The organism is Arthrobacter sp. AOP29-A2-19, assembly GCF_058138025.1.
In genome coordinates, this window is the sequence record NZ_CM176894.1 from 1,952,605 (window position 1) to 1,978,569 (window position 25,965).

Sequence of the window (25,965 nt, forward strand, 5' to 3'; positions counted from 1 at the left end):
GCTACCTTCCGGTGAGGTTCCAGGCGTCCTCGGAGCCCTCGTCGTCGTTCTCGTCCAGACCGTCGTGGTACTCGATCGCCTGGGTGCGGTTCGCAAGGTCCTCGGCGACCAGGTCGGTTCCGTAGTGGTTCGCGTTGGCGTTCTCGGCCAGCGCCGCCTCCATGGGCGGGGCCTCCGACGCCGATGCGGGCCCGTCCTCGCCGCGCATGGTGGCGAGCACCCCGGGCAGGTCGTCGGGCTTCACCAGGACGTCGCGCGCCTTGGACCCCTCGGACGGGCCCACGACTCCACGGGACTCGAGCAGGTCCATCAGCCGTCCGGCCTTGGCGAACCCGACCCGCAGCTTCCGCTGCAGCATCGAGGTCGAGCCGAACTGGGTGGTGACCACCAGCTCGGTCGCCTGCAGCAGCACCTCGAGGTCGTCTCCGATGTCGTCGTCGATCTCCTTCTTGGCGACCTCGACCGCGACGTCCTTGCGGTACTCCGCCTTTAGCTGGCCCTTGACGTGCTCCACGACCCGATGGATCTCCGACTCGGTGACCCAGGCCCCCTGGACGCGCATGGGCTTGGAGGCGCCCATCGGGAGGAAGAGGGCGTCGCCCTGCCCCAGCAGCTTTTCGGCGCCCGGCTGGTCCAGAACAACGCGGGAGTCGGTGACGGACGAGGTGGCGAAGGCCATCCGCGACGGGACGTTTGCCTTGATGAGTCCGGTGACCACGTCCACGGACGGGCGCTGGGTCGCCAGCACCAGGTGGATGCCGGCCGCCCGCGCAAGCTGCGTAATGCGGACAATCGAGTCCTCCACGTCGCGCGGGGCCACCATCATCAGGTCCGCGAGCTCGTCCACGATCACCAGCAGGTACGGGTAGGGCTTCATGACCCGCTTCGAGCCCTCGGGCGGAACGGCCTTGCCGTTGCGGACTGCCTTGTTGAAGTCGTCGATGTGCTTGTAGCCGAAGTTCGCCAAGTCGTCGTAGCGGGTGTCCATCTCGCGGACGACCCACTGCAGCGCCTCCGCGGCCTTCTTCGGATTGGTGATGATCGGCGTGATCAGGTGCGGGACACCCTCGTAGGCGGTGAGTTCCACGCGCTTGGGGTCGACCATGACCATGCGCACCTCGTCCGGAGTCGCCCGCATCAGGATGGACGTGATCATCGAGTTGACGAACGAGGACTTGCCCGCGCCGGTGGCGCCCGCGACCAGGAGGTGGGGCATCTTCGCCAGGTTCGCGACCACAAAGCCGCCCTCGACGTCCTTGCCGACGCCCATCACCATGGGGTGCTCGGTCTTGCGGGCGGCGTTGGAGCGCAGCACGTCGCCGAGGGCGACGACCTCCTTGTCCGCGTTGGGGATCTCGATCCCGATGGCGCTCTTGCCCGGGATGGGGCTAAGGATCCGCACGTCGGAGGACGCGACGGCGTAGGAGATGTTCTTGCTCAGCGCCGTGACCCGCTCCACCTTGGTGCCCGGGGAGAGCTCGATCTCGTAGCGCGTCACCGTCGGCCCGCGGCTGAAACCGGTCACCTGCGCCTCGACCTTGAACTGGTCGAGCGTACCCGTGAGCGCCTTGACGACGGCGTCGTTCGCCTCGGAGCGCTCCTTGGCGGGCGGTCCGGACGGCAGGAACTCGGACGCCGGCAGGGTGTAGGCCACGTCGCCGGAGAGCTGCAGCTGCTCGGTGCGCTGCGGAATGGGCGCGAGCGGCGCGGGCTGCGCCACCGGCGTCGAGGGGACCTTCGGCGCGGACGCCGCCAGGGCGGAGAGGGACACGGTGTCGATCGCCTCGGTCACCGGCTCGCCGGGCGCTCCTAGCCCGACGTCGCTCTTGATCTTTTCGATGGCGCGCTCGGACGCGGTGGGGCGGCGGACTCCCGGCGGGATCCGTGGGGAGTCGTCGACGGGGGCCGGCTGGACCTCCTCGTCCGCCTCGCGGATGACGGCGTTGTCGTAGGCCTCGTCGCCGGAGAACACCTCGCGACCCGCCTCGTCCTGGCGGGACTGCTTGTCCTTGCCGAAGAGCTTGCCCTTGCGGCGGGACTTGCGGTCCTCCCGGGCCTGGGCCTTCCGCTCCTCGTAGAGATAGCTCTGGTCGTGATCGGCGGCGTCCCCGCCGCCGCCGTCGCGGGAATCCTCCGGCTGCCCCATGATCCACTCGTAGCCCTGGCGGAGCCGCGCGGGAATGTGACGGAACGGGGTCGCCGTGATGATCATGAGGCTCAGGAAAAGCAGCAGGAGCATCAGGACCAGCGCGCCCCAGCGGCTGATGAGGCCCGAGATGGGAGACGTCATGAGAAAGCCGACGATGCCGCCCCCGGACCAGAGCGTCTCGAAGGCGTCGGAGAGCGTCGGGACTCCCGCGACCACGTGGGCGATGCCGGTGCCGGCCGCGGTCCCCAGCGTGAGGCCGATGCCCACGCGGGTGTTGGTCCGGTGCTCCTCGGGATGCCGGAAGAGCCGGAACGCGCCCGCGAGGAGGACGAACGGCAGGATGACAGCCACAAAGCCGAACGTCCCGCCGGCGACGTTGTGCACGGTTGTCCCGTACCAGCCCTGCCCGCGCAGGCCCCACCACTCGACGCTGGCCACGATCGCGGCGATGATCACCAGGAACAGCCCGGTGCCGTCGCGGCGCACGTCGTGGTCCGGGTGGAGGTCCTGCCCGATCTTGCGGAACGCGCCGCCGACGACGCGCGCGATTCCCATCCACAGTCCGCGGACCGCGCGCAGCGGCAGGGGCAGGTCGTGCTCGGGAACCTGCGGCTGCTGCCGCGTGCGGGCGGTGGAGGATCGCGCGGCGGTGTCGGTGGACTTGCTGCGGGACCCTGCTGCGCCGGCCGGTTTGCGGCCAGAGGCCTTCGGCTGGCTGGGGGAAGTACGGGTGGCCATACGGGCCACGGTACCCGAATTGGGCCGTTATACCGGGGATCTACACGCCCCTTTAGGCCTCCAGGACAACGGGGACGATCATCGGCCTGCGCCGCAGCTTCCGGCTGACCCAGGAACCGATCACCCTTCGCACCACCTGCTGGAGCTGGTGGGTCGTGTGCGTCGGGTTGTTCAGCACCGCCTCCTCCAGCGCGGCGGCGATCCTCGGCTTGATGTCGTCGAACACGGAGTCGTCCTCCGCCACGCCGCGCGCGTGGATGTCCGGACCGGACACCAGCTTGCCGGTCTGCCGGTTGACTACGCTGATCACGGAGATAAAGCCCTCCTCGCCCAGCGTCCGGCGATCCTTCAGGTCGTCGTCGGTGATGCTGCCGACGCTGGACCCGTCCACGTAGACGAACCCGCAGTCCACGCGGCCCACGAGCCTCGCCACGCCGTCGCGGAGGTCCACCACGGAACCGTCCTCGGTCAGGAGCACGTTGCGGGCCGGGACTCCGGTTTGTTGCGCAAGCCGCCCGTTGGCCATCAGGTGCCTGGTCTCGCCGTGGACGGGCATCACGTTCCGCGGCCTGACGATGTTGTAGCAGTAGAGCAGCTCCCCGGCCGAGGCGTGCCCGGACACGTGCACCTTGGCGTTGCCCTTGTGGACCACGTCGGCGCCGAGGCGCATCAGCCCGTTGATGATGCGGAAGACCGCGTTCTCGTTGCCGGGGATCAGCGACGACGCCAGGATCACGGTGTCTCCCGGACCCACGTTGATCCTGTGGTCTCCGTTGGCCATGCGGGACAGCGCGGCCATCGGCTCCCCCTGGGAGCCGGTCGACATCAGGACCACCTTGTGGTCCGGCAGGTTGTCGACGTCCTTGAGGTCGACCAGGATGTTGTCGGGGACCCTCAGGTACCCGAGCTTCGACGCGATGGCCATGTTGCGCACCATCGAGCGGCCCACGAACGCGACCTTGCGGTGGTGGATCTCCGCGGCGTCCAGGACCTGCTGCACGCGGTGCACGTGCGAGGAGAACGACGCGACGATGAGCCGTTTTTCGGCCTCGCCGAACAGGCGCTGCAGCACCGGTCCGATCTCCTTCTCGGCCGTCGTGAAGCCGGGGACGTCCGCGTTGGTGGAGTCGGACATAAAGAGGTCGACGCCCTCCACGCCCAGGCGCGCGAAGGCCCGCAGGTCGGTGATCCGGCCGTCGAGCGGCAGTTGGTCCATCTTGAAGTCGCCCGTGTGCAGCACGTTGCCCGCGGCCGTGCGGATGAAGACGGCCAGCGCGTCCGGGATCGAGTGGTTGACCGCGACGAACTCGCACTCGAAGGGACCGAGCCGCTCGACCTGTCCCTCGGCCACGGTCAGGGAGAACGGGCGGATGCGGTGCTCCTGCAGCTTGGCCTCGATGAGGGCCAGGGTGAGCTTGGATCCGATCAGGGGGATGTCGGCCTTGAGGCGCAGGAGGTACGGCACCGCGCCGATGTGGTCCTCGTGGCCGTGGGTCAGGACAACGCCGACCACATCCTCGAGCCTGTCCCGGATGTACCCGAAGTCGGGGAGGATCAGGTCCACGCCCGGCTGGAACTCCTCCGGGAACAGGACGCCGCAGTCCACGATGAGGAGCTTGCCGTCGATCTCGAACACGGCCATGTTTCGGCCCACTTCGCCGAGTCCCCCAAGCGGCACGATCCGCAGGGTCCCGTCCCGCAGTGGTGGCGGCGCGTTCAGCGGCGCTCCGTCGGCTACGTCAACAGGGCTTTCGGTCATTCGGTGGCTACCTTCCTAGATGACCCATCCGGCCTCCGCGAGATCGGCACGGATCGGTGCGAGTTCGGCTTCCGACGGGGCCACGAGGGGCAGCCGGACGACGGCGTTCGGCAGGACGCCCTGCCAGTGGAGAATGGTCTTGGCGGCCACGGCGCCCTGAATGTGCGACATCACGGCCCGTTGCACGGGATCCAGCGCGAAGTGCGCAGCACGGGCTGTCGCGAGGTCCCCCGCCAGCATGGCGTCCACGAGCTCGCGGTACTTGGCGGTCGCCACGTGGGCCGTCACCGACACCAGTCCGACGGCGCCGGCCGCCATCAGCGGCAGCGTCAGGCCGTCGTCGCCCGAGTAGACGTCGAGGTCGGTGTTGGCCAGGACGCGCGTGGTCGCCTGGTAGTCGGCCTTGGCGTCCTTCAGCGCGACGATCCTGGGGTGGTCCGCGAGCCGAATCAACGTCTCGGTCTCGATGGCGATGCCGGCCCGACCGGGGATGTCGTAGACCATCACGGGCAGGTCGACCGCGTCGGCGATGGCCTCGATGTGGGCCTGGATACCGGCCTGGCTGGGCTTGTTGTAGTAGGGCGCGGTTACGAGCAGGCCGTCGATGGGGAACCCGGCGGCCTTCTTCGAGAGCACGATCGAGTGCCGCGTGTCGTTCGTGGTGGAGCCCGCGAGCACCTTCGCGCGGCCGCCCACGGCGTCGGCGACGACGCGGAACATCTCAAGGTTCTCCTGGTCCGTCAGCGTCGAGGTTTCACCCGTCGTGCCGGTGACGACCAGCCCGTCGCACCCGTCCTCGACCAGCTTCACGGCCACACGCGCGGCGGTGTCGTAATCGACGTCGCCGTTGTCCTTGAAGGGGGTGACCATGGCGGTCAGCAGGGTACCGAACGTGTAGTCGTTCCGGGGGGCGGCAGATGCGGAGGCAGGCATGCATCCAACGTTACACTTTTCGCGACTGCCCGGTCCGCGCCCGATCCCCCTAGGCTGGCAACATGACGAAAACCACTCCCGGGCGCGGGACGGCGGCACCGGTGGCGCCCGGCCTCTCCGCCGCCGCTTCGGGCTCACTGCTCCGATGGGAGCGTCGCTACGCGGCTCCCGAGGGCAGCGGTGCCGGCGCGCTGGCGCCCAGCCCCGTCGTCGCCGGCGAGTTGGCGGGGCACAACGGCGCGGGACGCCGCGCGCTGGACCTCGCCTGCGGCGCGGGACGCCACAGCGTCTGGCTGGCCGAGCGAGGCTGGCGGGTGACCGGCCTGGACTTCTCCCCCGCGGGGCTGGCCCTTGCGGAGGCCGCGGCGGAACGGCTTGATCCGGAAGACCGCCCGCGGTTCGTCCTGACAGACGCGTCGCAATGGGAGCCGCGGGCGCGCTGGGACTTGGTCCTCTGCGCCTATTTCCACGCGGCGGAGGTCCTCGCCCGCGTCCCGGCCTGGCTGTCCGACGGCGGCCGCCTGCTGGTGGTCACCCCCGCCCCGGACTCCCCGGCGGGGCCCGGCAATCCACGCTTCCGACCCCCGCTGAACGAGTTGAGGGCGATCCTGGACTCCGCGAACGTTTCCTTGCACTACGAACGCGCCGAGACCCTGCGCACCCCCCACGGGGAATCGGTCACCGTCGTCCACGCCGTCCGCCGCCCCATGGTGTCCCGATGAGCGGAAGCAATCGCCCCCCGGCCGGGGCGCGCCCCAGACTGGCGGGGATAGACGCCGCGCGGGGCCTTGCCCTGCTCGGCATGATGGCGACCCACATCATCCCCCTGTCCAAGGTGTCCGTCGACGAATCCACCGGCACCGCCCTCGCCTCCGCCGAGCCCACGTGGGCCGCGCTCTGGTTCGCGGGGAAGGCCTCCGCACTCTTCGCCGTGCTTGCCGGCGTGGGTCTGGCCCTCCTGACGGGCGGGGCTCGAGCGCACGCCGGTCCGCGCCTGTCCGCGACGCGCCGGGGCGTGGCCGTCCGCGCGCTGGTGATCGCCGGGCTGGGCATGGCGGGCGGCATGCTCGACACGCACGTCGCGGTCATCCTGACCCACTACGGGCTGCTGTTCCTGTTCGCGATACCGTTCCTCGGACTCCCGCCCCGTCGCTTGGCCTGGTGGGCCGGCGGATGGATGCTGATCTCGCCCGCCGTGCTCTATTTCGCGTATCCCGCCGTCGCGCGGGCGGTCTCGCCACAGGACGTGGGCGGCTCGCCCGACTTCATGGACCTGTTCCGGCCCGCGACTCTGGCGGCCGACCTGCTGGTGACGGGCTACTATCCCGTCCTCGTGTGGACCGGCTTTATCCTGCTGGGACTGTTCGTTGGCCGCTGCGACGTGTCCCGGCCACCCGTCGCGCTGGCCTTCGCCGCCGGCGGGACGGCCGTGGCGGTGGCCTCGCGCGCACTGTCCGGCGCCCTGCTTTCCGGGCCGGAAGGACTCGCCGCCCTCGCCGCCGCGACGCGCAGGAATCCCGAGACGCTCGACGTCGCCCTTGCGACGGGCCAGGGACTCGCCGGCGCAGAGACCACGCCCTGGTGGTTTGCCCTGGCCGCGCCGCACACCGGCGCGCCACTGGACGTGCTCCACGTCGCCGGCACCGCGGTCGCCGTGCTGGCGGTCTGCCAACTTGTTGCGCTGGCCCTGGCGTCGGCGCTCGGTGGAGTCGGCGAGGCGCTGTTGTGGCCCGTCGCCGGGGCCGGAGCCGCCACGCTGACGCTCTACGTGGGCCACCTGGTGGCGCTCGACCTGCTCAGCGAGGCGACCGCGGAGATGCCACGCCTTGCCGTGTACCTCTGGTACGCCGTGGTGGCGCTGCTGGCCGGCATCGCGCTGAAGTGGGCCGCGTTGCGGGGCCCCTTGGAGACCGTCGTCCACAGGGCCGCGACGAGCGCGGCCGGCGCCAAGGCCGGCTAGCCGGGGCCACCGTCCGGGCGAACGCGCGCGTCGGGCGTGCGCCCTTTGTCAGGCGTCCCGGCGCGCGTCCGGGGAGGCGAGGAAGTTCGCGATCGCGGAGCGCATGGTCTCCCGCGCGCGCTTGCGGTCGCCCGAGGCGTCGTAGGCAAGCGCGAGGCGATGCAGGCTGCGCCAGCTCTCCGGGTTCCGCTCGGCCTCCTCCCGGTACTGGACGAAGTCCTCGTCGGCGGCGGCCTTGACGATCCGCCCGGACGGGGTGCGCGGAAGCTCGTCGACGGGCAGCAGGCCCTCGTCCTGGAGGATGCGGGCCATGCGCTGCGTGCGGGACCCGAACAGCAGTTCGCGGACCAGGATCCACACCCCGATCAGCGGCAGCACGAAGGCTGCGGCGCCGATCGCCTTGGCGACCGGCTCGGGAGCGGAGAGATAGGCGATCGAGGAGGAGAACGAGGCGAACAGGTACAGGACGAAGAGGGCGATGATCGCACCGACCCACAGCTTGGTCTTCAACGCGCTACTTCCCCAGGTCCAGATAGCCGTCGAGGCCGTAGGTGAGGCCCGGACGGCCCGCCACGGTCCGCAGCCCCAGCAGGACGCCCGGCATAAAGGACGCGCGGTCGAAGGAGTCGTGGCGCAGCGTCAACTGCTCCCCCGCGCTGCCGAAGAGCACCTCCTGGTGCGCCACCAGCCCGCGCAGGCGGACCGAGTGGACCCTCACGCCCGCCACGTCGGCCCCGCGCGCGCCGTCCAGTACCGATTCCGTGGCGTCCGGGCTGGCGGGCACCCCCGCGGCGTCCCGGGCGGCGGAGATGAGTTCGGCGGTCCGGACCGCGGTGCCGGAGGGTGCGTCCACCTTGTCCGGATGGTGCAGCTCGATGACTTCGACCGACTCGAAGTACCGCGCGGCTTGCGCCGCGAACGCGGAGGCCAGCACGGAGCCGAGCGCGAAGTTGGGGGCGATCAGCACGCCCGTGCCCGGCCGCTCGTCCAACAGGCGCAGCAGTGAGGCGCGCCGCCCGTCGTCCCAGCCGGTGGTCCCGACGACGGCATGCAGCGAATGTTCGACCGCGAAGCGGACATTGGCCTCGGTGCTCTCCGGGACGGTGAGGTCCAGGACGTGGGTGGCGCCGGCGTCGAGCACGGACTGGAGGGGGTCCCGGCGCCCGAGCGCCGCAACGAGCGTAAGGTCTGGGGCGGCGTCGATGGCACGGACGGCCTCTGCTCCCATGCGTCCTGAGGCGCCGAGCACTGCAACGGAAATCGGTGGGGTCATGGCCCCTAGGCTATCCCGCTCAGGCGATGCCGACCCATTCCGTGTCCCCGTCGTCGAAATGCTGTTCCTTCCAGACGGGCACCCCGTGCTTGACCGCCTCGACGAGGTCGCGGCAGGCGTCGAACGCCTGCGCCCTGTGCGCGGAGGCCGCCGCCGCGACGAGCGCGGAATCCCCGACGGCGAGGTCGCCGATCCGGTGGGCGGCCCACAGGCGGGTACCCGGGTGGCGGGCGGCCACCTCCGCCGCCAACCCGAGCATGCGGGACTGCGCGGAGGGGTGTGCGCTATAGGCCAGCCGCGTCACGCCGCGGCCGCCGTCGTGGTTTCGGACCACGCCGCCGAACGTCACGACGGCCCCCGTCTCGGCGGTCTCGACCGCGTCCCACGCGGTCGAGACGTCGATGGGATCGGCGCTCACGCCCGCGTACACCACGGTCCCGGGCTCCCCCGCCGGGGATACGGGCCCTTCCGCTTGCTTCTCAGTGTCCATGTCCGCCCTCCAACTGTTCGCACAGATGTCCAATGATCGGGTCGAGTACCGCCAGCGCGTCCATCACGCCGCCCGGTGATCCCGGCAGGTTGGCGATGAACGTGCCATTGACCGTGCCGGCGTGGCCCCGGCTGAGGTCCGCGAGGGGCGTGTTCGCCCGGCCCGCGGCCCTGATGGCCTCCATGATGCCGGGGAGGTGGCGGTCCAGCAGCGGGTAGGTCATTTCGGGGGTCGCGTCGGTGGGACTGAGGCCGGTGCCACCGCTGGTGAGCAGCACTCGCGGGTTGGTCAGCAGGATGGCCCGGAGGGCGGAACCCACCGCCTCGCCGTCGGGCACAACAACGGCCTCGCCGGTCTGCAGGCCGTGCTCGGCGAGCCAGTCGCGGATCACCGGGCCGGTGCGGTCCTCGTAGACTCCGGTGGCTGCGCGGGTGGATGCGATGAGCACTGCCGCCCGGCGCGGGCCCGGCTGGGCGGCGGGGCCGTTCATGCTCCCTCCGCGGACGCGGCGCCAGGTTCGAGGGACCAGTCGCCGCTCTTGCCGCCGGACTTGGCCAGGACCTTGATGTCGCCGATGACGGCGTGGCGGTCCACGGCCTTGACCATGTCGTAGAGCGCGAGGGCCGCGACGGAGGCCGCGGTGAGCGCCTCCATCTCGACGCCGGTGACGCCGCGGGTCTTGACGGTGGCCGTGACCAGCACGGTCCCGGCCACGGCGTCCGGCCTGAAGTCCACGGTCACCTTCGCCAGCGGAAGCGGGTGGCACAGCGGCACAAGGTCCGGGGTCCTCTTGGCCCCCATGATGCCGGCCACGCGGGCCACCGCCAGCGCGTCCCCCTTGGGCAGCGCGCCCTCCGCGACGAGGGCCACCACCTCAGGGCGCGTCGTCAGCATGGCCTGGGCCGTGGCCTCGCGCGAGGTCTCCGCCTTCGCGGACACGTCCACCATGTGGGCGGTGCCGTCGGCGCGCACGTGGCTCAGCTCCGGCGCGGCGTCCTGGCTCATGACTCGTCTCCCATCAACATGGTTTCAACCGTAGCGCCCGCGGGCAGCTCCGTGGTTCCGGCGGGCACGAGGATCAGGGAGTTGGCCCTGGCGAGCGCGTGGACCAGGTGGGACTCCACCCCGCCCACGGTCGCCACGCCTCCGGTCTCCGCGGTGTACACGGCCCGGCGCGCCTGCACCTTGCCGTCCGGGGATCCGGCCAGCGCCCCCTCGAGCCGCGCCATGACCACCCGCCGCGGCGGCAGGCCCAGCAAGACCCCGATCGCCGGCCTCAGGAACAACTCGAAGCTGACGAAGCTGCTGACCGGATTCCCGGGGAAGGCCACCAGCGGTACCGGCTCCGCACCGGGCAGGTCCAGCATGCCGGCGCCTTGCGGCCCTCCCGGCTGCAGCGCCACGGAACCGAAGGACACACCGTGCGATGCGAGAGCCAGGCGCACCACCTCGTACGCTCCCTTGCTGATCCCCCCGCTGGTCAGCACCAGCTGGAAGCCCGGGCCATCGGCCGCCCCGAGCTCGGCGGCGAGCGACGCGGCGAAGCCAGACACGTCGTCGGCGCTGATTCCCGCGGACCGCACGTCCCATCCGGCCTCGGCGAGTGAGGCGGCGAGCAGCGTGGTGTTGGCATCGTGGATCTGTCCGGGCCGGAGCCGCGCGCCCGGCGCGGCAACCTCGTCCCCCGTGGAGATCAGCAGGGCGCGCGGGCGGCGCAGAACGGTCAGTTCGGCCACCCCGAGGGCCGCGGCAAGCCCCAGCCGGGCGGGCGTCAGCCGGGCGCCGGCCGCCAGCGCCTCGGTGCCGGCGGCGATGTCGCTCCCCGCCCGGCGCACGAAGCGCCCGGACGGAACCGACGACGGGAGCCGGACGAGTGCCCCGTCCTCGAAGGCGGTCGCGCCCCCAACGAACGCCGGGAACTCGGCCGGGTCGGCGGCTTCAATGGGAACCACGGCGTCGGCTCCCGCGGGGAGCATGGCGCCGGTCATGATCGGCGCCGCCGTGCCAGGCTCCAACGCAGCGGCGTCGCGGCCCGCGGGGATCGGGCGGGCGACGCGCAACGGCGTCCCCGCCACAAGGTCGCGGGTCCCGACGGCATAGCCGTCCATCTGCGAATTGTCGAAAGGCGGGAGGCTGCGCGGCGCGCACAGCCCGGCGGCCAAGGCCCGGCCAAGCGCCGCGGCCAGCGGCACGGATTCCGCTCCGAGCGAGGAGGGCAGCCCGGAGAGCAGACGGCCCAGGGCTTCGCGGTGCTCTTCGACGGTGCGGCGGAACGTGGACTCCATGGCCCCATACTACGGCGGCGGCCCGCACGGCCGGCCCGGACGCCAAGCGGTCGGGATCCGTCACTGCGGGTGCGCGTTACTGTGCTCCCGCGCCCGCGTGGTCTACGCTCGATGGCATGGAACCCAGCTCTGAACGCCCCCGGTCCGGCGGTGCCGCCTCGGCCGTGGCGCTGGGCATGCCAGGCATCCCCAAGGCGCCCCTGCCGCCGGCGCCCGGCAACGACCCACGCCTCGTGGACCGCTTTGGCCGGGTGGCCACGGACCTGCGCGTCTCGCTGATCGACAAGTGCAACCTGCGCTGCACCTACTGCATGCCGGCGGACGGCCTGGCCTGGCTACCGAAGGAGCGCCTGCTGACCGCTCAGGAGATCCGGCGCATCGTCCGCATCGGCGTGGACACCCTCGGTGTCCGGGAGCTCCGCCTGACCGGCGGCGAGCCACTGGTCCGCCACGACTTGGTGGACATCATCGCCGGACTTCGCGCGGACCACCCGGAGCTCCCGATCTCTATGACCACCAACGGCGTCGGCCTCGCCGAAAAGGCCGGCGCGCTGGCCTCCGCGGGGCTCAGCCGCATCAACGTGTCCCTGGATACGCTGCATGCCGAGTCCTTCGCGCGGCTCGCCCGGCGCGACTTCCTCGCCCGCGTCATCGCCGGCATCGACGCGGCGGCGGCGGCGGGGCTGTCCCCGCTGAAGATCAATGCCGTCCTGATGCGCGGCATCAACGACGCTGAGGCGCCCGAGCTGCTGGAGTGGTCGCTCAAGAACGGCTACGAGCTCCGGTTCATCGAACAGATGCCGCTCGACGCCGACCACGGATGGCGCAAGGACAACATGGTCACCGCCGAGGAAACCCGCGAGCGCCTGCGCAGGGACTTCGTGCTCGCCGTCGACCGCGCGGCACGCGACGGCGCGCCGGCGGAGAAGTACACCGTGGCGTCCAAGGCGGATCCGGATGTTGTGCTCGGCACCGTAGGCATCATCGCTTCAGTGACCGAACCGTTCTGCGCGGACTGCCGCCGCACCCGCATCACCGCGGAGGGCAAAGTGATGAGCTGCCTGTTCTCCCGGGAGGAAACGGACCTCACGGACCTGCTGCGCTCGGGCGCCGGCGACGAGGAGGTCGCGGACCGGTGGCGTGCCGCCATGTGGGCCAAGCCGCGAGCCCACGGCATGGACCATGTTGGGCTCGGCGCCGAGGACTTTGTGCAGCCCGACCGTTCCATGAGCGCGATCGGGGGCTAGGTGCGCATTCGCTACTTTGCCGCCGCAGCGGCCGCCGCCGGCGTGCGCGAGGAGACAGTCGAGCTGGGCCTGATCGTCCCCGACGGAGGCACGCTCGGGGCGCTGGTGAGCCACCTTTCCGGCGCGCATCCCGCGGTCGCCGCCGCTCCGGGAGCCACGAAGACCGCACCGTCGCTGGCCAGGGTCTTGGCCCGCTCCAGCTTCCTGGTCAACGAGGTCAACGTCCGCGACGCGGAACGAAAGCTGCGGGACGGCGACGTCGTCGACATCCTGCCGCCCTTCGCCGGCGGTTAGCCGCCGGCGGGGGCGGCAGGCTAGAGGCCGAAGTCAGCCGCGCTGTCGAAGGGCCCCACGACGGTGACGGTCCGGCGCCTGCCGGCCAGTTCACGAGCCAGGGTCCGCACGTCTTCGCGGGTGACGGCGCGGATCCGGGACAGCGAGTCGTCGATGTCGTGGAACACGCCGGTGACCAGCTCCGCGCGGCCGAGGCGCGACATCCGGGATCCGGGATCCTCCAGCGCCAGGACCATGCCGCCGGACAGCTGGCCGACGGCCTTGCGCAGCTCGTCTTCCGTCACGCCGTCGGCCGCGAGCTTGTCCAGCTCCTCGCCGAGGAGCGTGATGACCTGCCCCGTCTTGGCGGGCGAGCACCCGGCGTACATGCCGAAATAGCCGGCGTCGGAGTAGGCCGCGGAGAAGGAGTACGTCGAATACACGAGGCCGCGCTTTTCGCGGATCTCCTGGAAAAGGCGGGAGGACATCCCCCCGCCGAGGACGGCGTTGAGCACGCTCATGGTGTGCCGGCGTTCGTCCGTGGCCACGATGCCGGGGCAGCCCATGATGATGTTCGTCTGCTCCACGGGGCGGCGGATGACGTCGATGGTGTGCTGGCCATGGATGGTGGACGGCTCGGATGCCCGCCGCGGTTCAGGGCTGGCTCCTTCTTCGAGGTTCCATCCGGCCGTGTGCAGCGCGTCCATGACCTGGCGGCACACGTCGTCGTGGTCCAGCGAGCCGGCGGCGGTGACCACCAGTTCGCTGGGCTTGTAGTAGCGCGCGTAATGGTCCACCACGGAGGAGCGCGGGACGGCCATGATGGCCTCCGGCGTCCCTCCGATGGGGCGGCCGAGGGGGTGGTCCCCCAGCACGGCCGCGACGAACTTCTCGTGGGCGACGTCGCCCGGGTCATCGCTGTCCATGGCGATTTCCTCGAGGATGACGTCGCGCTCCTGCTCGAGCTCGTCCGGGTCGAGCACGGCGGAGGTGACCATGTCGGCGATGACGTCGATGGCCAGCGCGAGGTCCGAGTCGAGGACGCGCGCGAAGTAGCAGGTGTTTTCCTTCGCGGTGGCCGCGTTGGACTCGCCGCCGACCTCGTCGAAGGCGGAGGCGATCTCAAGCGCCGTGCGGCGCTTGGTGCCCTTGAACAGCAGGTGCTCAAGGAAATGGGTCGAGCCGTGTTGGCCCTCGGCCTCGTCCCTCGATCCGACGCCGATCCAGAATCCGATCGTGGCGGAGCGTTGGCCGGGCATGGCCTCGGTCAGGACCCGGACCCCGCCGGGGAGGACGGAGCGGCGCACCAGCGCCCCACCGGCCTCCCCGTGCAGGATCGTGGGGTCCCCGGCCTCGATGGGAGCGTGGGCGCCCTGTTCGGGCGCTCCACGCTTGACCACCGGGGCCGGGGACATTCCCGAGCCGTTGAGCGGCAGAGGAATCATTGCCATCGTGGGTTGCGAACCTACTCTGCGGTTTCCGCGGAGTCGGCGGCTTCCTCGGCAACGACCGGGGCCAGCGAGAGCTTTCCGCGGTCGTCGACCTTGGTGATCTCGACCTGGAGCTTCTGGCCGACGGAGACGACGTCCTCGACGTCGTCCACGCGCTTGCCGCCGGAGAGCTTGCGCAGCTCCGAGATGTGCAGCAGGCCGTCCTTGCCCGGGGTGAGGGAAACGAACGCACCGAAGGTGGTCAGTTTCACGACGGTTCCGAGGTAGCGCTCGCCGACCTCGGGGACCATCGGGTTGGCGATCGCGTTGATGGCCGATCGCGCGGCCTCGGCGGACTCGCCGTTGGTCGCGCCGATCAGGACCGTGCCGTCGTCCTCGATGGAGATGTCGGCGCCGGTGTCCTCCTGGATCTGGTTGATCATCTTGCCCTTCGGGCCGATGACCTCGCCGATCTTGTCCACGGGGATCTTCACGGAAATGATGCGGGGGGCGAACTCGGAGAGTTCGTCCGGCGTATCGATCGCCGAGTTGATGACCGAGAGGATGTGCAGGCGCGCCTCGCGGGCCTGCTTCAGCGCGGCCGCCAGCACGGACGCCGGGATGCCGTCGAGCTTGGTGTCGAGCTGGATGGCGGTGACGAACTCGGAGGTGCCGGCGACCTTGAAGTCCATGTCGCCCATGGCGTCCTCGGCTCCGAGGATGTCGGTCAGCGCCGCGTAGCGGGTCTGGCCGTCGACCTGGTCGGAGACCAGGCCCATGGCGATGCCGGCGACCGGTGCGCGCAACGGCACGCCGGCGTTGAGCAGCGACAGGGTCGAGGCGCAGACGGAGCCCATCGACGTGGAGCCGTTGGAGCTGAGCGCCTCGGAGACCTGGCGGATCGCGTAGGGGAACTCCTCGCGGGACGGCAGGACCGGGACGAGCGCGCGCTCCGCCAGGGCGCCGTGGCCGATCTCGCGCCGCTTCGGGGAACCGACGCGGCCGGTCTCGCCGGTGGAGTACGGCGGGAAGTTGTAGTTGTGCATGTAGCGCTTGCGCGTCACCGGCGACAACGAATCGATCTGCTGCTCCATCTTGAGCATGTTCAGCGTGGTGACGCCCATGATCTGGGTTTCGCCGCGCTCGAAGATCGCGGAGCCGTGCACGCGCGGCAGAACCTCGACCTCGGCGGTCAGCTTGCGGATGTCCGTCAGGCCGCGGCCGTCGATGCGGATCTGGTCCTTGAGGATGCGCTGGCGCACAACCTGCTTGGTGACGGCGCCGAAGGCCTTGGAGATTTCGCCGGCGCGCGATTCGAACTCGGTGCCCTCGCCCGCGAGCTGGGCCACGACCTCGTCGCGGTAGGCGCCGGAGGCGTTGTCGCGGTCCTGCTTGTCGGCGATCGCGAAGATCTCGGTCAGCTTGGCGGTGGCCAGCGTCTCGACGGCGGAGAAGGCGTCGTCCTCGTAGTCCTTGAAGACCGGGAACTCGACGGTTGGCTTGGCCGCGCGGGCGGCCAGGTCCGACTGCGCGTCGCACAGCACCTTGATGAACGGCTTGGCGGCCTCGAGCCCCTCGGCGACGACCTCTTCGGTCGGTGCCGTGGCGCCGCGCTCCTTGATGAGCGTCCAGGCGTTGTCCGTGGCCTCGGCCTCGACCATCATGATGGCGACGTCGTCGCCCGCGATGCGGCCGGCGACAACCATGGAGAACACGGCGTTCTCGAGCTGGGAGTGCTTCGGGAAGGCGACCCACTGGGCGCCGTTGCCGTCGTCGACCAGTGCCACTCGAACGCCGCCGATCGGGCCGGAGAACGGCAGGCCGGACAGCTGGGTGGACATGGAGGAGGCGTTGATGGCCACAACGTCGTAGAGGTCGTCCGGGTTGATGGACAGGATCGTCACGACCACCTGGACCTCGTTGCGCAGGCCCTTCACGAAGGCCGGGCGCAGGGGGCGGTCCATCAGGCGGCAGGCCAGGATGGCTTCCGTGGAGGGGCGGCCCTCGCGGCGGAAGAAGCTGCCCGGGATGCGGCCGGCAGCGTACATGCGCTCCTCGACGTCCACGGTCAGCGGGAAGAAGTCGAAGCCCTCGCGGGGGTGCTTGCCCGCGGTGGTTGCGGAGAGCATCGAGGTGTCGTCGTCGATGGAGACCAACGACGCGCCGGCGGCCTGTTGGGCAAGGCGGCCGGTCTCGAAGCGGATGGTGCGCTGACCGTAGCGGCCGTTGTCGATAACGGCTTCGGCGAACTGGATTTCGGGACCCTCCATGGAGAGTCACCTCCGTTTCTTTGGTTGCGGAGGCAACCGGCATCTTTTCCGGGTCAACCGGAGGTGGCACCCGGTCTTCGATCGAGGCCCACGGGTGCGCCGGCGTTGCGCCGGACGTCCCGTAGACCACTACCGAGGACCGCGAATGCGCGTGATGCGGGTTGGCTCCTGGTGTTTTGCTTATTCGGCGGCGGGACGTGGTGTCCCCCACCGGACCGGAGGCGGCCCCCCGCCGGCTTCACCGGCCGGAGGGTCGCCCCGGGTTCATGCTATCGGCGCAGGCCGAGGCGCTCGATGAGCGCGCGGTAGCGTTCGATGTCGGTGTCCTTCAGGTAGCCGAGCATACGACGACGACGTCCGACGAGGGCCATCAGGCCGCGGCGGGTGTGGTGGTCGTGCTTGTGCGTCTTCAGGTGCTCCGTCAGATCGAGGATGCGGCGGGACATCACGGCCACCTGGACCTCCGGCGAACCGGTGTCTCCTTCGTGCGTGGCGTAGGCCTTGATGATTTCCGTTTTTACGGCGGCGTCGAGGGCCACAATAACTCCTAGAGTTGTACCGCGAACATAAGAACGCCCGTCGCCGGACGGGTGCCGCGCAACCGCGGACTGCAGCGGGCACCGTTATCAAGTCTAGCACCGGGGCCGCGGCGCCAACTACGGCGCGGGCTCGCTCGCTCCCAGTCGGGGCGCGCGCCAGGCATGGGTGTAGTAGGGCAGGCCGAGCGGTTGGCCCGGCCTGTGCCCGAGGTGTTCGAAGAGGTACCACCGAAGGTTCGCCTCCACCCGCTCGCGGACCGGTGCGGCCGAGCGCAGGTAGTAGCTTCGGCTCCGCGCCAGGCCCATGATGTCCTCCGGCAACACGCGCTGCTCCCAGGTGACGTGCAGGGACTCCGGCGTGGCGAACTCCGGGCCGATCCACGGCCTGAACTCCGGCCGGTGGACGTCTCCCGCGTGCATGATGCGGCTCAGGCGGTGGACCCAGGGCACCGTGACGTCCAACTGGTTCCAGACGAGCGACAGCGTGCCGGCGGGCCGCAGGATGCGCGCGGCCTCCCTCGATGCCGCCGCGGCATCCAGCCAGTGCCACGCCTGGGCGCACAGCACAACGTCGTAGGAGCCAGCGGGCAGGCTGGTGTCCTCTCCGGTCGCCTCCACGGCCGCCGTCCCCGGAAGCTTGTGGCGCAACCGGTCCAACATGTCGGCGGAAGGGTCCACGGCCGTGGTGTCCACACCGCGGGACGCGACGAGGGCGGTCAGGATCCCCGTGCCGGCGCCGATGTCGACGGCGGCGCGGGCGCGCGGCGGAAGCATAAAGTCGACCGCCGCCTCCGGATAGGACGGGCGAACGGCGTCGTAGTGCCGCCCGCCGGTTCGGAAGGCCGCCCCGAACTCGCGGCGCGCCTCCGCGCCGATCTCCGGCGGCCGCCCGGGCAGGTTGGGTGTCCGGCTGCGTCCGGCCACCGGTTCAGCCCTCGGCCAGCGCGGACCGGGCGTGGGCGACGTCTTCGCGCATCTGCTCGATGAGCGCCTGGATCCCGCGGTACGCGACCATGGGGCGCAGCCGCGCCACGAACTCGACCACGACCTGCTGGCCGTATAGGTCGAAGTCCTCCACCGCTTCTGCGGGACGGTCGATCACGTGTGCCTCGACCTGCCGGCTGACCCCCTCGAACGTGGGGTTGGAGCCTACCGAGATCGCGGCCGGCCAACGCACCTCCGCCTCGTCGACGAGCCACCCGGCGTAGACGCCGTCGGCGGGAATGATGCCGGAGGCGTCGGTGGAGAGGTTGGCCGTCGGGAACCCGAGCTCACGCCCGCGGGCGGCCCCGTGGACAACTTCGCCGCGCATGCGGTGGGGCTGCCCGAGGATCTCGGCGGCCAGGCGCACGTCGCCGTTGGTGAGGGCCTCGCGGATCCAGGTCGAGGACCAGCGGCGCTCCTCGCCGATGTCGTCGATGCCGACCACATCGAACCCGTGGCGCGCCCCGAGTTCCACCATGGTCGCGAAGTCGCCCTCGTTGTCGCGGCCGAACCGCACGTCGTGCCCGACCACCACGGCCTTGGCGCCCAGCCGGTCCGCGATGAGGTCCTTGACGAACTGCTCGGCGGAGGCCTGCGCGAACTCGAGCGTGTAGTGCACCATCAGCAGCGCGTCGATGCCGGTTTCGGCCAGCGCGTCGATCCGGTCCTCGACACCCATGATCAGTGGCGGGGACGTCTCGGGGCGGTGAACCTGCGCGGGGTGGGGGTTGAAGCTGATGGCGACGGCCGATGCGTGGCGTTCCCGGGCGGCCGCGACGAGTGTGCGCAGGACCGCACGGTGGCCGCGGTGTACTCCATCGAAATTGCCGATGGTGACCACCGAGGGTCCGTAGCCCGCGGGCACGGCCTCCAGGCCTTTCCAGTAGTGCACTGTGCTCCTTTGTGGGTCCGACGTGCGGTGCGGCGGGCAAACGCCTGTTCCATTATGGACGATCGGAGCCGATGGACACATTTGGGTGTCGACGGCGGGGGTACCGCGCCGCCGGGCGCGCGGATAGCATCACCACCAGTGGCAGGCCGCGCGCGGAACCCGCGGAGCGCCGACGCCGCAACCGCAGGCAACGACGGCACGGGAAAGAAGGCACAGTGGCTGGCATCGGAGAAATCGTCGGCATGCTCCCCATGGACCAGATCGCGCAGCGGCTGGGAACGGACAGGGGCAACGCGCAGGCGGCCGTGGAGGCCGCCCTGCCGACCCTGCTGGCCGGGATGCGGCGGAACGCGGACTCGGGCGGCGAGGGCGATCTGCGGGCCGCCATCGCCGGGCACAACAACGACCTCCTCGACGGCGGCGTCTCCCTGGACCGGGTGGACACGGCGGACGGCGCGAAGATCGTCGACCACGTCCTGGGCGACAAGCAGGAGACCCTCGCCGCCCGACTCAACGGGGCCTCCCCAGCGGGCATCGACCTTGGATCGCTGGTCCAGCGGGTGCTGCCCATCCTCGCGCCCATCCTCCTGGCGTATCTGGCGAAGCAGTTCGGCCAGGGCCCGGCCCCCTCCACGGGGGCCAACAACGCCGAGGGTGGCCCGGGCGGGCTCCTGGACGGACTCGGCGGACTCCTGGGCGGGCGTGCGGCGAGCGATGCGCAGTCCCAGCCGGACCTGGGCGGGCTCCTGGGTGGGCTGCTGGGCGGAAGCGGCGCGGGGCAGGCGAATGCGGGCGGTCAGGGTGTGGACCTGGGCGGAATCCTCGGTGGCCTGTTCGGCAAGCGCTGACGCATAACGTCAAGGGCGGTGGCGGAAAAGCCACCACAGCCCGACGAGGGGCAGCAGCAGCGGCACGTAGCCGTAGCCGGACCCGAATCCGGACCACACCGAGGCGTGGGCGAAGTGGCTGGGAAGAGTCAGCGACAGGACGCCGACGACCAGCACGCCAACGAGCTCGACGGACACGGCCGCCACCGACCATGCCCAGGTGGCCCGGCCGCGACCCGCCAGCGTGACGGTGGCCAGGATGTAGACCAGGCCGGAGAACAGGCTGAGGGAGTAGGCCAGCGGCGCCTCGCCGAATTCGGTGGACACCTGGTAGACGGCTCGGACGGTGGCCGCGAGGGCCAGGATGCCGTAGACGGCCACGATGATCCGTCCCAGCCCGCGGTTGCGGGTCGCGACCGCGGGCTCGTCGGTCCGCGCCTGTCCTCCGCGCGACGTGGCGGAAAGGATTCTCTTGCTCATGCCGTGGTGGCTCCGTCCCATATCTGTTCCATGCGGTAGAGCATCACGAAGACCGTGGCGCCCGCGGCGGCCAGGACCACGTTGGACCACCGGGTCTTGTCCGAAACCGCCCAGACGAACGCCAGCGGCGGCACCAGCAGCGCCGTCGCGATGTAGCCCCAGAATTCCCAGGCGGCCCCCGCGAGGGCCTCCCCCTGCGCTTGGCGCAGCGCCGCGGCAATTCCGTAAGCGACCAGGTACAGCTCGACGGCGGCGACGCCGAGGATCGCGAAGTCGTCGGGATGGTCGCGGATGATGGCCGCCACCACCCCGAGGACCACCGACGCGGCGCAGACGACTGCCCCGGCGATGAAGAAGCCGTCGACGATCACGGTGGCATTACCTTTCGTGGTGGTGGCGCGGTGTGCGGTGTTGAGGTGCCGCCTAGGCGGTGGCGAAGACGATTTCCGGCTTGGCCGCCTCGCCCTTGTTCTTAAGGAGCGCGACCAGGCCGCCGTCCGGCGCGAATGCCGCGGTGACGGCCCCGTCGGGGTTCGGGGCGATCCGGCGGCCGAACGACAGCTCCGAGGTCTCCTCCGCGGTCAGCTCCCGGTTCGGGAACAACGCGCGCGCCGCGTCGTCCAGGGGCAGCATGACCAGCTCCTCCGCCAGCTGCTCCATGGTGCGGGCCTGCCCGATCAGGTACGGACCGACCTGTGTCCTGCGCAGCGCGGTCAGGTGCCCGCCGACGCCCAGCGCCTCGCCGAGGTCGCGGGCCAGCGCCCGGATGTACGTTCCCGAGGAGCATTGGACGGTCACGTCCACATCCAGGACCTTGCCTGCGCGGACGCGCCTCACGGCATGGACCTCGAAGCGGGACACGGTCACGGGACGGGCGGCCAGCGCCACGTCCTCGCCCTTGCGGACGCGCGCGTAGGACCGCACGCCGTCGACCTTGATGGCGCTGACGCTTGAGGGCACCTGTTCGATGTCCCCGGTCAGCCGGAGCACCTCGGCGGCGATCATCTCCTCGGTGACCGCGGCTGCGATGCGCGCCTGCAGTACCTCGCCCTCGGCGTCGTCGGTGACGGTGCTTTCCCCGAGGCGGATGGTGGCCTCGTAGGTCTTCGTGGCCCCGACGATGTAGGTGAGCAGCCGGGTCGCCTTGTTGACGCCCACCACCAGCACTCCCGTGGCCATCGGGTCCAGCGTGCCGGCGTGGCCGACCTTGCGCGTGCCGGCCAGCCTCCGCGTTTTGCCCACGACGTCGTGGCTGGTCCAGCCCTGGGGCTTGTCGACGATGACCAGACCGGAGCCTGCGCTTTCCGGAGTGTTCCCGCGACCTGTTTTCACGCCCCCCAGTATAGGTCCCACGGGCCGCACACAACGAAGTCCGGCCCCCGGGCGGTCCCGGGAGCCGGACTTCGTTGTGGCGCTGGCATGGCCTGGAATCGGCAGCTACGCCTTGGCGTTGCCGTCCTCGTCGTTGTCCTGATCGGGATCGTTGTCCTGGTCGGGATCGTCGTCCCCGTCGAGATCGAGGTCGTCGTCGCCGTCGCGCTTGTAGGGATCGGCGTCGCCGGCGTGCTGTGCGCCCTGGGCCAGGGCCGCGACCTCGGCGTCCCGGGCCTTGGCCTCCCGCAGGAGCTCCTCGAGGTGGGATGCGTTGACCGGGATCTCGTCGGCGACGAACTCCAGGTCGGGGGTCAGGCGGACCGTCACGTTGCGGCCGACCTCCTTGCGGAGCACGCCCTTGGCCTTGGCGAGCGCCGCGCGGGCGCCCTCCTTGGCCTCGTCGTCGCCGAAGACTGTGTAGTAGATGGTCGCGTGCTGCAGGTCGTTGGTCACGCGAGCGTCGGTGACGGTGACGCCCTCGACACGCGGGTCCTTCACAACCTTGCCGAGCGACTGTGCGACGACCACCTTGATGCGTTGCGCGAGCCGTGCCGCGCGGGCCGGATCGGCCATGGTCCCTCCTTAGGGAATGTCTGTTTCAAAAAACCTACCAGTGACGACGACGGCGGACACCCACCGTGGCGGGGTCCGCCGTCGTCGGCGCACTCGGGTGTTAGACGCGCGGCTTCTCGCGCATCTCGTACGTCTCGATGAAGTCGCCTTCCTTGACATCGTTGAACGAGCCCAGGCCGATGCCGCACTCGAAGTCCGTGCGGACCTCGGTGGCGTCGTCCTTGAACCGCTTGAGCGAGTCCACGGTGAGGTTTTCGCCGATGATCTTGCCGTCACGGGTGACGCGCGCCTTGGCGTTGCGTCGGATGATGCCGGAGCGGACGATAGAGCCGGCGATGTTTCCGAACTTGGAGGAACGGAAGATCTCGCGAACCTCCGCCGAGCCGAGCTGGACCTCTTCGTACTCGGGCTTGAGCATGCCCTTCAGCGCCAGCTCGATGTCGTCGATCGCGCCGTAGATGACCGAGTAGAAGCGCATGTCGACGCCCTCCTTGTCGGCCAGTTCCGCAACGCGCTCCGCCGGGCGGACGTTGAAGCCAATGATGATGGCGTTGTCCACGGTGGCGAGGTTGACGTCGTTCTGGGTGATGGCGCCGACGCCGCGGTGGATGACCCGCAGCTGGACGCCCTCGCCCACATCGATCTTGAGCAGGGAGTCCTCGAGGGCCTCCACGGCACCCGAAACGTCGCCCTTGAGGATGAGGTTGAGGGTGTCGATCTTGCCGTCGGCGACGGCCTGGTCGAAGTCCTCCAGGGTGATGCGCTTGCGGCGCTTGGCCAGGGCCGCGTTGCGGTCCGCCGCCTCGCGCTTTTCGGCGATCTGGCGGGCCGTGCGCTCGTCCGAGGTGACCAGGAACGTGTCGCCGGCGCGGGGCACCGTGGACAGTCCGAGGACCTGGACCGGACGCGACGGGCCGGCGACCTCGAGGTTCTCGCCCTTCTCGTTGAACATTGCGCGGACACGACCGTGCGCCTGTCCGGCGACGATGGTGTCGCCGACGTTCAGCGTGCCGGACTGGACCAGGACGGTCGCGACGGCGCCGCGGCCCTTGTCCAGGTTGGCCTCGATCGCGATGCCGCGGGCGTCCTTGTTCGGGTTGGCCCGCATGTCCAGCGCCGCGTCGGCGGTGAGCAGGACGGCGTCGAGCAACTCGTCGATGCCTTCGTTGCGGAGCGCGGACACGTGGACGAACATGGTGTCGCCGCCGTATTCCTCGGGAACCAGGCCGTACTCGGTGAGCTGGCCCTTGACCTTGTCCGGGTTGGCGCCCTCCTTGTCGATCTTGTTCACCGCGACCACGATCGGAACACCGGCCGCCTGGGCGTGGTTGAGCGCCTCGACGGTCTGCGGCATCACGCCGTCGTCCGCCGCGACCACCAGCACCGCGATGTCCGTGACCTTCGCGCCACGGGCACGCATGGCGGTGAACGCCTCGTGGCCCGGGGTGTCGATGAAGGTGATGGCGCGGTCGTTGCCCTCGTGCTCGTGCTGGACCTGGTAGGCACCGATGTGCTGGGTGATGCCGCCGGCCTCGCCCTCGATGACGTTGGTCTTGCGGATGGCGTCGAGCAGACGGGTCTTACCGTGGTCGACGTGGCCCATCACGGTCACGACCGGCGGACGGGACATCAGGTCCTCGTCGCCCTCGTCCTCGAGCTCCTGGTCGAGGTCGATGTCGAAGGACTCGAGCAGCTCGCGCTCCTCGTCCTCCGGCGACACGACCTGGACCTTGTAGCCGAGCTCGGTGCCGAGCACGTCGAAGGTCGCCTCGTCCAGGGACTGGGTGGCGGTGGCCATCTCTCCCAGGTGGAACAGGACGGTAACGAGCGCCGCTGGGTTCGCCTCGATCTTGTCGGCGAAGTCCGTGATCGACGCGCCGCGGCGGAGCCGGACGATCGTCTCGCCATTGCCGCGGGGAACGCTCACGCCGCCCAGCGACGGTGCGCTCATCTGCTCAAGCTCCTGGCGCTTCGCGCGCTTGGACTTGCGCTGCTTGCCGCGCCCGGCGCCTCCCTTGCCGAAGGCACCCTGGGTTCCGCCGCGGCCACGGCCTGCGCCGCCCTTGAAGCCGCCGCCGCCACCCGGTGCGCCACCGGGGGCGCCGCCCGGACGTGCGGGGGCACCGCCACGGCCGGGAGCACCGGGTCGACCGCCGGCGGCTGCCGCCGGACGCTCGGTGCGGTTGGGCATCATGCCCGGGGTCGGACGCGGGCCGCCGGGACGGGGGCCACCGGTGCCGGCGCCGGCCGGACGGGGACCGCCCGGACGCGGGGCACCGGCGCGCGGAGCGCCACCCTGGCTTGCCGGCGGGCGCGGACCGCCCGAGCCGGCCGCACCCGGGCGGGGCGCGCCGGAGCGCATGCCCTGCTGCGGAGCGAACGGGTTGTTGCCCGGACGCGGGGCGCCGGGGCGGGCGCCCGGACGCGGGGCACCCGGTCGGGGACCACCCGGACGCTCGTCGCCGCGCATGCCCTGCTGCGAGGAGAAGGGGTTGTTGCCCGGACGCGGGGCGCCGGGCTTGGCGCCCGGTGCCGGACGGGAGCCCGGACGTGGTGCCTGGGAGCGCTCGCCGGCTGCGGGTGCCTCCGGCTGGGCTGCCGGGGTCTCCGCACGCGCGGGGGCCGCGGGGCCGGGCTTGCTGGCCGCCTGCGGAGCGCTGGCCTGCGGCGCCGCGGGGGCGGACGCGGCCGGTGCTGCCGGGGCCTGGGCCGCGGGCGCCGAAGGCTGCGCCGCTGCGGGCGCGGACGGCTGGGCGGGTGCCGGAGCGGACTGGGCCGCGGGGGCCGCCGGAGCCGGCGCGGGCCTGCCCGCGGTCTTCTGGCCGGCGGCGGAACCGTTGCCGGCGGGGTAGGCGTTGCGGAGTTTCCTCACGACTGGCGCCTCAATGGTCGAAGATGCGGAGCGGACGAATTCGCCCAGTTCCTGCAGTTTGGCTACTGCATCCTTCGAAGTGATGCCGAGCTCTTTTGCAAGCTCGTGTACGCGGACCTTGGCCACATTTCTCCTGTCTCGGTCCGCCCCGCATTCACTTCTGCCAGGTACGAACCGTCTTATGTTTGCTGGTGCGGCCGCCGTCGACGGACGGACGGCCGAATGCTGCGCATAGCTGCTGAGTCATAGCTAGGCGCTCATCGCTTGACACTCATCGGGTTTCCATCAGTTTTCTGACCCGCTTTCAGGTTGGACGGTCGTGTTGGCTTCCTCCCGGTGCGGGAGGGAGCCGATTGCGGCCAGCGCCGCCTCAAGCGCCACGACGTCCGCGGGAACCCTGAGGGCCCTCCCGAACGCCCTGCGCTTCACGGCGAGGGCTGCACACTCCGGCGACGGGTGCAACCAGGCACCCCTGCCGGACTTGCGACGGTCGGGGTCCGGAACCACGGCGTTCGCGCCGTTCTCCGTCACCGCCACCCATCGCAACAGCTGGTCCTGCTCCTCCGTTGTCCGGCATCCGATGCACGTCCGCCGCGGCCTGTGCTGCTCGCTCACGA

The 25,965-nt window shown here is 70.7% G+C and carries 25 protein-coding genes; 5 read left to right on the top strand and 20 right to left on the bottom strand.

The window, feature by feature from the left end:
- Window position 1 precedes the first annotated feature (1 nt).
- From AC3ZJJ_RS09065 to dapA, 3 genes are read right to left on the bottom strand one after another with little or no spacing between them, the layout of a single operon-like run.
- Window positions 2–2,887 carry an FtsK/SpoIIIE family DNA translocase gene (locus AC3ZJJ_RS09065; protein WP_489891501.1) on the bottom strand — a complete coding sequence of 962 codons (2,886 nt, stop codon included), beginning with the start codon at window positions 2,885–2,887 and terminating at the stop codon, window positions 2–4.
- Between the two features lie 52 nt (window positions 2,888–2,939).
- The gene (locus AC3ZJJ_RS09070; RefSeq protein ID WP_489891502.1) at window positions 2,940–4,646 is read right to left on the bottom strand and encodes a ribonuclease J; all 1,707 of its coding nucleotides are present in this window, start codon (window positions 4,644–4,646) and stop codon (window positions 2,940–2,942) included.
- Between the two features lie 15 nt (window positions 4,647–4,661).
- Window positions 4,662–5,579 carry a 4-hydroxy-tetrahydrodipicolinate synthase gene (gene dapA, locus AC3ZJJ_RS09075; protein WP_489891503.1) on the bottom strand — a complete coding sequence of 306 codons (918 nt, stop codon included), beginning with the start codon at window positions 5,577–5,579 and terminating at the stop codon, window positions 4,662–4,664.
- A 62-nt stretch (window positions 5,580–5,641) separates the two neighbouring features.
- Here dapA and AC3ZJJ_RS09080 point away from each other — a divergent pair, with 62 nt between their 5' ends.
- Both AC3ZJJ_RS09080 and AC3ZJJ_RS09085 read left to right on the top strand, forming a co-directional pair.
- Window positions 5,642–6,301, top strand: a complete 660-nt coding sequence (locus AC3ZJJ_RS09080; protein WP_489891504.1) for a class I SAM-dependent methyltransferase — start codon at window positions 5,642–5,644, stop codon at window positions 6,299–6,301.
- Window positions 6,298–7,539, top strand: coding sequence for a heparan-alpha-glucosaminide N-acetyltransferase domain-containing protein (locus AC3ZJJ_RS09085; protein ID WP_489891505.1), 1,242 nt, complete (start codon window positions 6,298–6,300; stop codon window positions 7,537–7,539). The genes AC3ZJJ_RS09080 and AC3ZJJ_RS09085 overlap by 4 nt, the downstream gene beginning before the upstream one ends.
- A 48-nt stretch (window positions 7,540–7,587) precedes the next feature.
- Here the strand turns inward: AC3ZJJ_RS09085 and AC3ZJJ_RS09090 are convergent, their stop codons facing one another.
- Genes AC3ZJJ_RS09090 through AC3ZJJ_RS09115 form a run of 6 tightly spaced genes read right to left on the bottom strand, consistent with a single transcriptional unit; the run spans window position 7,588 to window position 11,587 of the window.
- The gene (locus AC3ZJJ_RS09090; protein ID WP_489891506.1) at window positions 7,588–8,049 is read right to left on the bottom strand and encodes a hypothetical protein; all 462 of its coding nucleotides are present in this window, start codon (window positions 8,047–8,049) and stop codon (window positions 7,588–7,590) included.
- A 4-nt stretch (window positions 8,050–8,053) separates the two neighbouring features.
- Window positions 8,054–8,812 carry a 4-hydroxy-tetrahydrodipicolinate reductase gene (gene dapB / locus AC3ZJJ_RS09095; protein WP_489891507.1) on the bottom strand — a complete coding sequence of 253 codons (759 nt, stop codon included), beginning with the start codon at window positions 8,810–8,812 and terminating at the stop codon, window positions 8,054–8,056.
- 19 nt (window positions 8,813–8,831) lie between these two features.
- The gene (locus AC3ZJJ_RS09100) at window positions 8,832–9,302 is read right to left on the bottom strand and encodes a molybdenum cofactor biosynthesis protein MoaE (protein WP_489891508.1); all 471 of its coding nucleotides are present in this window, start codon (window positions 9,300–9,302) and stop codon (window positions 8,832–8,834) included.
- The gene (locus AC3ZJJ_RS09105) at window positions 9,292–9,792 is read right to left on the bottom strand and encodes a MogA/MoaB family molybdenum cofactor biosynthesis protein (protein WP_489891509.1); all 501 of its coding nucleotides are present in this window, start codon (window positions 9,790–9,792) and stop codon (window positions 9,292–9,294) included. The genes AC3ZJJ_RS09100 and AC3ZJJ_RS09105 overlap by 11 nt, the downstream gene beginning before the upstream one ends.
- Window positions 9,789–10,307, bottom strand: coding sequence for a cyclic pyranopterin monophosphate synthase MoaC (gene moaC, locus AC3ZJJ_RS09110; RefSeq protein ID WP_489891510.1), 519 nt, complete (start codon window positions 10,305–10,307; stop codon window positions 9,789–9,791). The genes AC3ZJJ_RS09105 and moaC overlap by 4 nt, the downstream gene beginning before the upstream one ends.
- Window positions 10,304–11,587 carry a molybdopterin molybdotransferase MoeA gene (locus AC3ZJJ_RS09115; RefSeq protein WP_489891511.1) on the bottom strand — a complete coding sequence of 428 codons (1,284 nt, stop codon included), beginning with the start codon at window positions 11,585–11,587 and terminating at the stop codon, window positions 10,304–10,306. The genes moaC and AC3ZJJ_RS09115 overlap by 4 nt, the downstream gene beginning before the upstream one ends.
- 116 nt (window positions 11,588–11,703) lie before the next feature.
- Here AC3ZJJ_RS09115 and moaA point away from each other — a divergent pair, with 116 nt between their 5' ends.
- Together moaA and AC3ZJJ_RS09125 are read left to right on the top strand one after the other, a co-directional pair.
- Window positions 11,704–12,834, top strand: a complete 1,131-nt coding sequence (gene moaA / locus AC3ZJJ_RS09120; protein ID WP_489891512.1) for a GTP 3',8-cyclase MoaA — start codon at window positions 11,704–11,706, stop codon at window positions 12,832–12,834.
- Window positions 12,835–13,128 (top strand): MoaD/ThiS family protein, encoded by a 294-nt coding sequence (locus AC3ZJJ_RS09125; protein ID WP_489891513.1) that lies wholly within the window; start codon window positions 12,835–12,837, stop codon window positions 13,126–13,128.
- A 20-nt stretch (window positions 13,129–13,148) separates the two neighbouring features.
- Here the strand turns inward: AC3ZJJ_RS09125 and AC3ZJJ_RS09130 are convergent, their stop codons facing one another.
- The 5 genes from AC3ZJJ_RS09130 to AC3ZJJ_RS09150 form a co-directional block, all read right to left on the bottom strand.
- Complete coding sequence (locus tag AC3ZJJ_RS09130; RefSeq protein WP_489891514.1) at window positions 13,149–14,558, bottom strand: M16 family metallopeptidase; 1,410 nt, start codon at window positions 14,556–14,558, stop codon at window positions 13,149–13,151.
- Window positions 14,559–14,572: 14 nt separating this feature from the next.
- Complete coding sequence (locus AC3ZJJ_RS09135) at window positions 14,573–16,807, bottom strand: polyribonucleotide nucleotidyltransferase (protein ID WP_489891515.1); 2,235 nt, start codon at window positions 16,805–16,807, stop codon at window positions 14,573–14,575.
- Window positions 16,808–17,076: 269 nt separating this feature from the next.
- The gene (rpsO, locus tag AC3ZJJ_RS09140; RefSeq protein WP_489891516.1) at window positions 17,077–17,346 is read right to left on the bottom strand and encodes a 30S ribosomal protein S15; all 270 of its coding nucleotides are present in this window, start codon (window positions 17,344–17,346) and stop codon (window positions 17,077–17,079) included.
- Window positions 17,347–17,463: 117 nt separating this feature from the next.
- A complete protein-coding gene (locus AC3ZJJ_RS09145; RefSeq protein WP_489891517.1) occupies window positions 17,464–18,270 on the bottom strand; it encodes a class I SAM-dependent methyltransferase in 807 nt (268 codons plus the stop codon).
- A gap of 4 nt (window positions 18,271–18,274) precedes the next feature.
- Window positions 18,275–19,222, bottom strand: a complete 948-nt coding sequence (locus AC3ZJJ_RS09150; RefSeq protein WP_489891518.1) for a bifunctional riboflavin kinase/FAD synthetase — start codon at window positions 19,220–19,222, stop codon at window positions 18,275–18,277.
- A 215-nt stretch (window positions 19,223–19,437) separates the two neighbouring features.
- Between AC3ZJJ_RS09150 and AC3ZJJ_RS09155 the strand changes: the two genes are divergently transcribed.
- Window positions 19,438–20,070 (top strand): DUF937 domain-containing protein, encoded by a 633-nt coding sequence (locus AC3ZJJ_RS09155; protein ID WP_489891519.1) that lies wholly within the window; start codon window positions 19,438–19,440, stop codon window positions 20,068–20,070.
- 9 nt (window positions 20,071–20,079) lie between these two features.
- On the opposite strand, the gene AC3ZJJ_RS09160 is transcribed toward AC3ZJJ_RS09155, so the two are convergent.
- The 6 genes from AC3ZJJ_RS09160 to AC3ZJJ_RS09185 form a co-directional block, all read right to left on the bottom strand.
- The gene (locus AC3ZJJ_RS09160; RefSeq protein WP_489891520.1) at window positions 20,080–20,529 is read right to left on the bottom strand and encodes a hypothetical protein; all 450 of its coding nucleotides are present in this window, start codon (window positions 20,527–20,529) and stop codon (window positions 20,080–20,082) included.
- Entirely contained in the window at window positions 20,526–20,900 is a 375-nt protein-coding gene (locus tag AC3ZJJ_RS09165) for a hypothetical protein (protein ID WP_489891521.1), read from the bottom strand. The genes AC3ZJJ_RS09160 and AC3ZJJ_RS09165 overlap by 4 nt, the downstream gene beginning before the upstream one ends.
- A 52-nt stretch (window positions 20,901–20,952) precedes the next feature.
- Window positions 20,953–21,870, bottom strand: a complete 918-nt coding sequence (truB, locus tag AC3ZJJ_RS09170; RefSeq protein WP_489895765.1) for a tRNA pseudouridine(55) synthase TruB — start codon at window positions 21,868–21,870, stop codon at window positions 20,953–20,955.
- A 96-nt stretch (window positions 21,871–21,966) separates the two neighbouring features.
- Window positions 21,967–22,476 carry a 30S ribosome-binding factor RbfA gene (gene rbfA, locus AC3ZJJ_RS09175; protein WP_489891522.1) on the bottom strand — a complete coding sequence of 170 codons (510 nt, stop codon included), beginning with the start codon at window positions 22,474–22,476 and terminating at the stop codon, window positions 21,967–21,969.
- A gap of 100 nt (window positions 22,477–22,576) precedes the next feature.
- Window positions 22,577–25,474: a translation initiation factor IF-2 gene (gene infB / locus AC3ZJJ_RS09180; RefSeq protein ID WP_489891523.1), complete on the bottom strand. Its 2,898-nt coding sequence runs from the start codon at window positions 25,472–25,474 to the stop codon at window positions 22,577–22,579.
- A gap of 159 nt (window positions 25,475–25,633) precedes the next feature.
- Complete coding sequence (locus AC3ZJJ_RS09185) at window positions 25,634–25,963, bottom strand: YlxR family protein (protein ID WP_489891524.1); 330 nt, start codon at window positions 25,961–25,963, stop codon at window positions 25,634–25,636.
- Window positions 25,964–25,965: the final 2 nt, after the last annotated feature.

Bases quoted from the DNA above. Each gene is read 5' to 3' on its own strand.
- AC3ZJJ_RS09065 (WP_489891501.1), bottom strand. From the start codon at position 2,887: ATGGCCACCCGTACTTCCCCCAGCCAGCCGAAGGCCTCTGGCCGCAAA.
- AC3ZJJ_RS09070 (WP_489891502.1), bottom strand. From the start codon at position 4,646: ATGACCGAAAGCCCTGTTGACGTAGCCGACGGAGCGCCGCTGAACGCG.
- dapA (WP_489891503.1), bottom strand. From the start codon at position 5,579: ATGCCTGCCTCCGCATCTGCCGCCCCCCGGAACGACTACACGTTCGGT.
- AC3ZJJ_RS09080 (WP_489891504.1), top strand. From the start codon at position 5,642: ATGACGAAAACCACTCCCGGGCGCGGGACGGCGGCACCGGTGGCGCCC.
- AC3ZJJ_RS09085 (WP_489891505.1), top strand. From the start codon at position 6,298: ATGAGCGGAAGCAATCGCCCCCCGGCCGGGGCGCGCCCCAGACTGGCG.
- dapB (WP_489891507.1), bottom strand. From the start codon at position 8,812: ATGACCCCACCGATTTCCGTTGCAGTGCTCGGCGCCTCAGGACGCATG.
- AC3ZJJ_RS09100 (WP_489891508.1), bottom strand. From the start codon at position 9,302: ATGGACACTGAGAAGCAAGCGGAAGGGCCCGTATCCCCGGCGGGGGAG.
- AC3ZJJ_RS09105 (WP_489891509.1), bottom strand. From the start codon at position 9,792: ATGAACGGCCCCGCCGCCCAGCCGGGCCCGCGCCGGGCGGCAGTGCTC.
- moaC (WP_489891510.1), bottom strand. From the start codon at position 10,307: ATGAGCCAGGACGCCGCGCCGGAGCTGAGCCACGTGCGCGCCGACGGC.
- AC3ZJJ_RS09115 (WP_489891511.1), bottom strand. From the start codon at position 11,587: ATGGAGTCCACGTTCCGCCGCACCGTCGAAGAGCACCGCGAAGCCCTG.
- moaA (WP_489891512.1), top strand. From the start codon at position 11,704: ATGGAACCCAGCTCTGAACGCCCCCGGTCCGGCGGTGCCGCCTCGGCC.
- AC3ZJJ_RS09130 (WP_489891514.1), bottom strand. From the start codon at position 14,558: ATGGCAATGATTCCTCTGCCGCTCAACGGCTCGGGAATGTCCCCGGCC.
- AC3ZJJ_RS09135 (WP_489891515.1), bottom strand. From the start codon at position 16,807: ATGGAGGGTCCCGAAATCCAGTTCGCCGAAGCCGTTATCGACAACGGC.
- AC3ZJJ_RS09160 (WP_489891520.1), bottom strand. From the start codon at position 20,529: ATGAGCAAGAGAATCCTTTCCGCCACGTCGCGCGGAGGACAGGCGCGG.
- rbfA (WP_489891522.1), bottom strand. From the start codon at position 22,476: ATGGCCGATCCGGCCCGCGCGGCACGGCTCGCGCAACGCATCAAGGTG.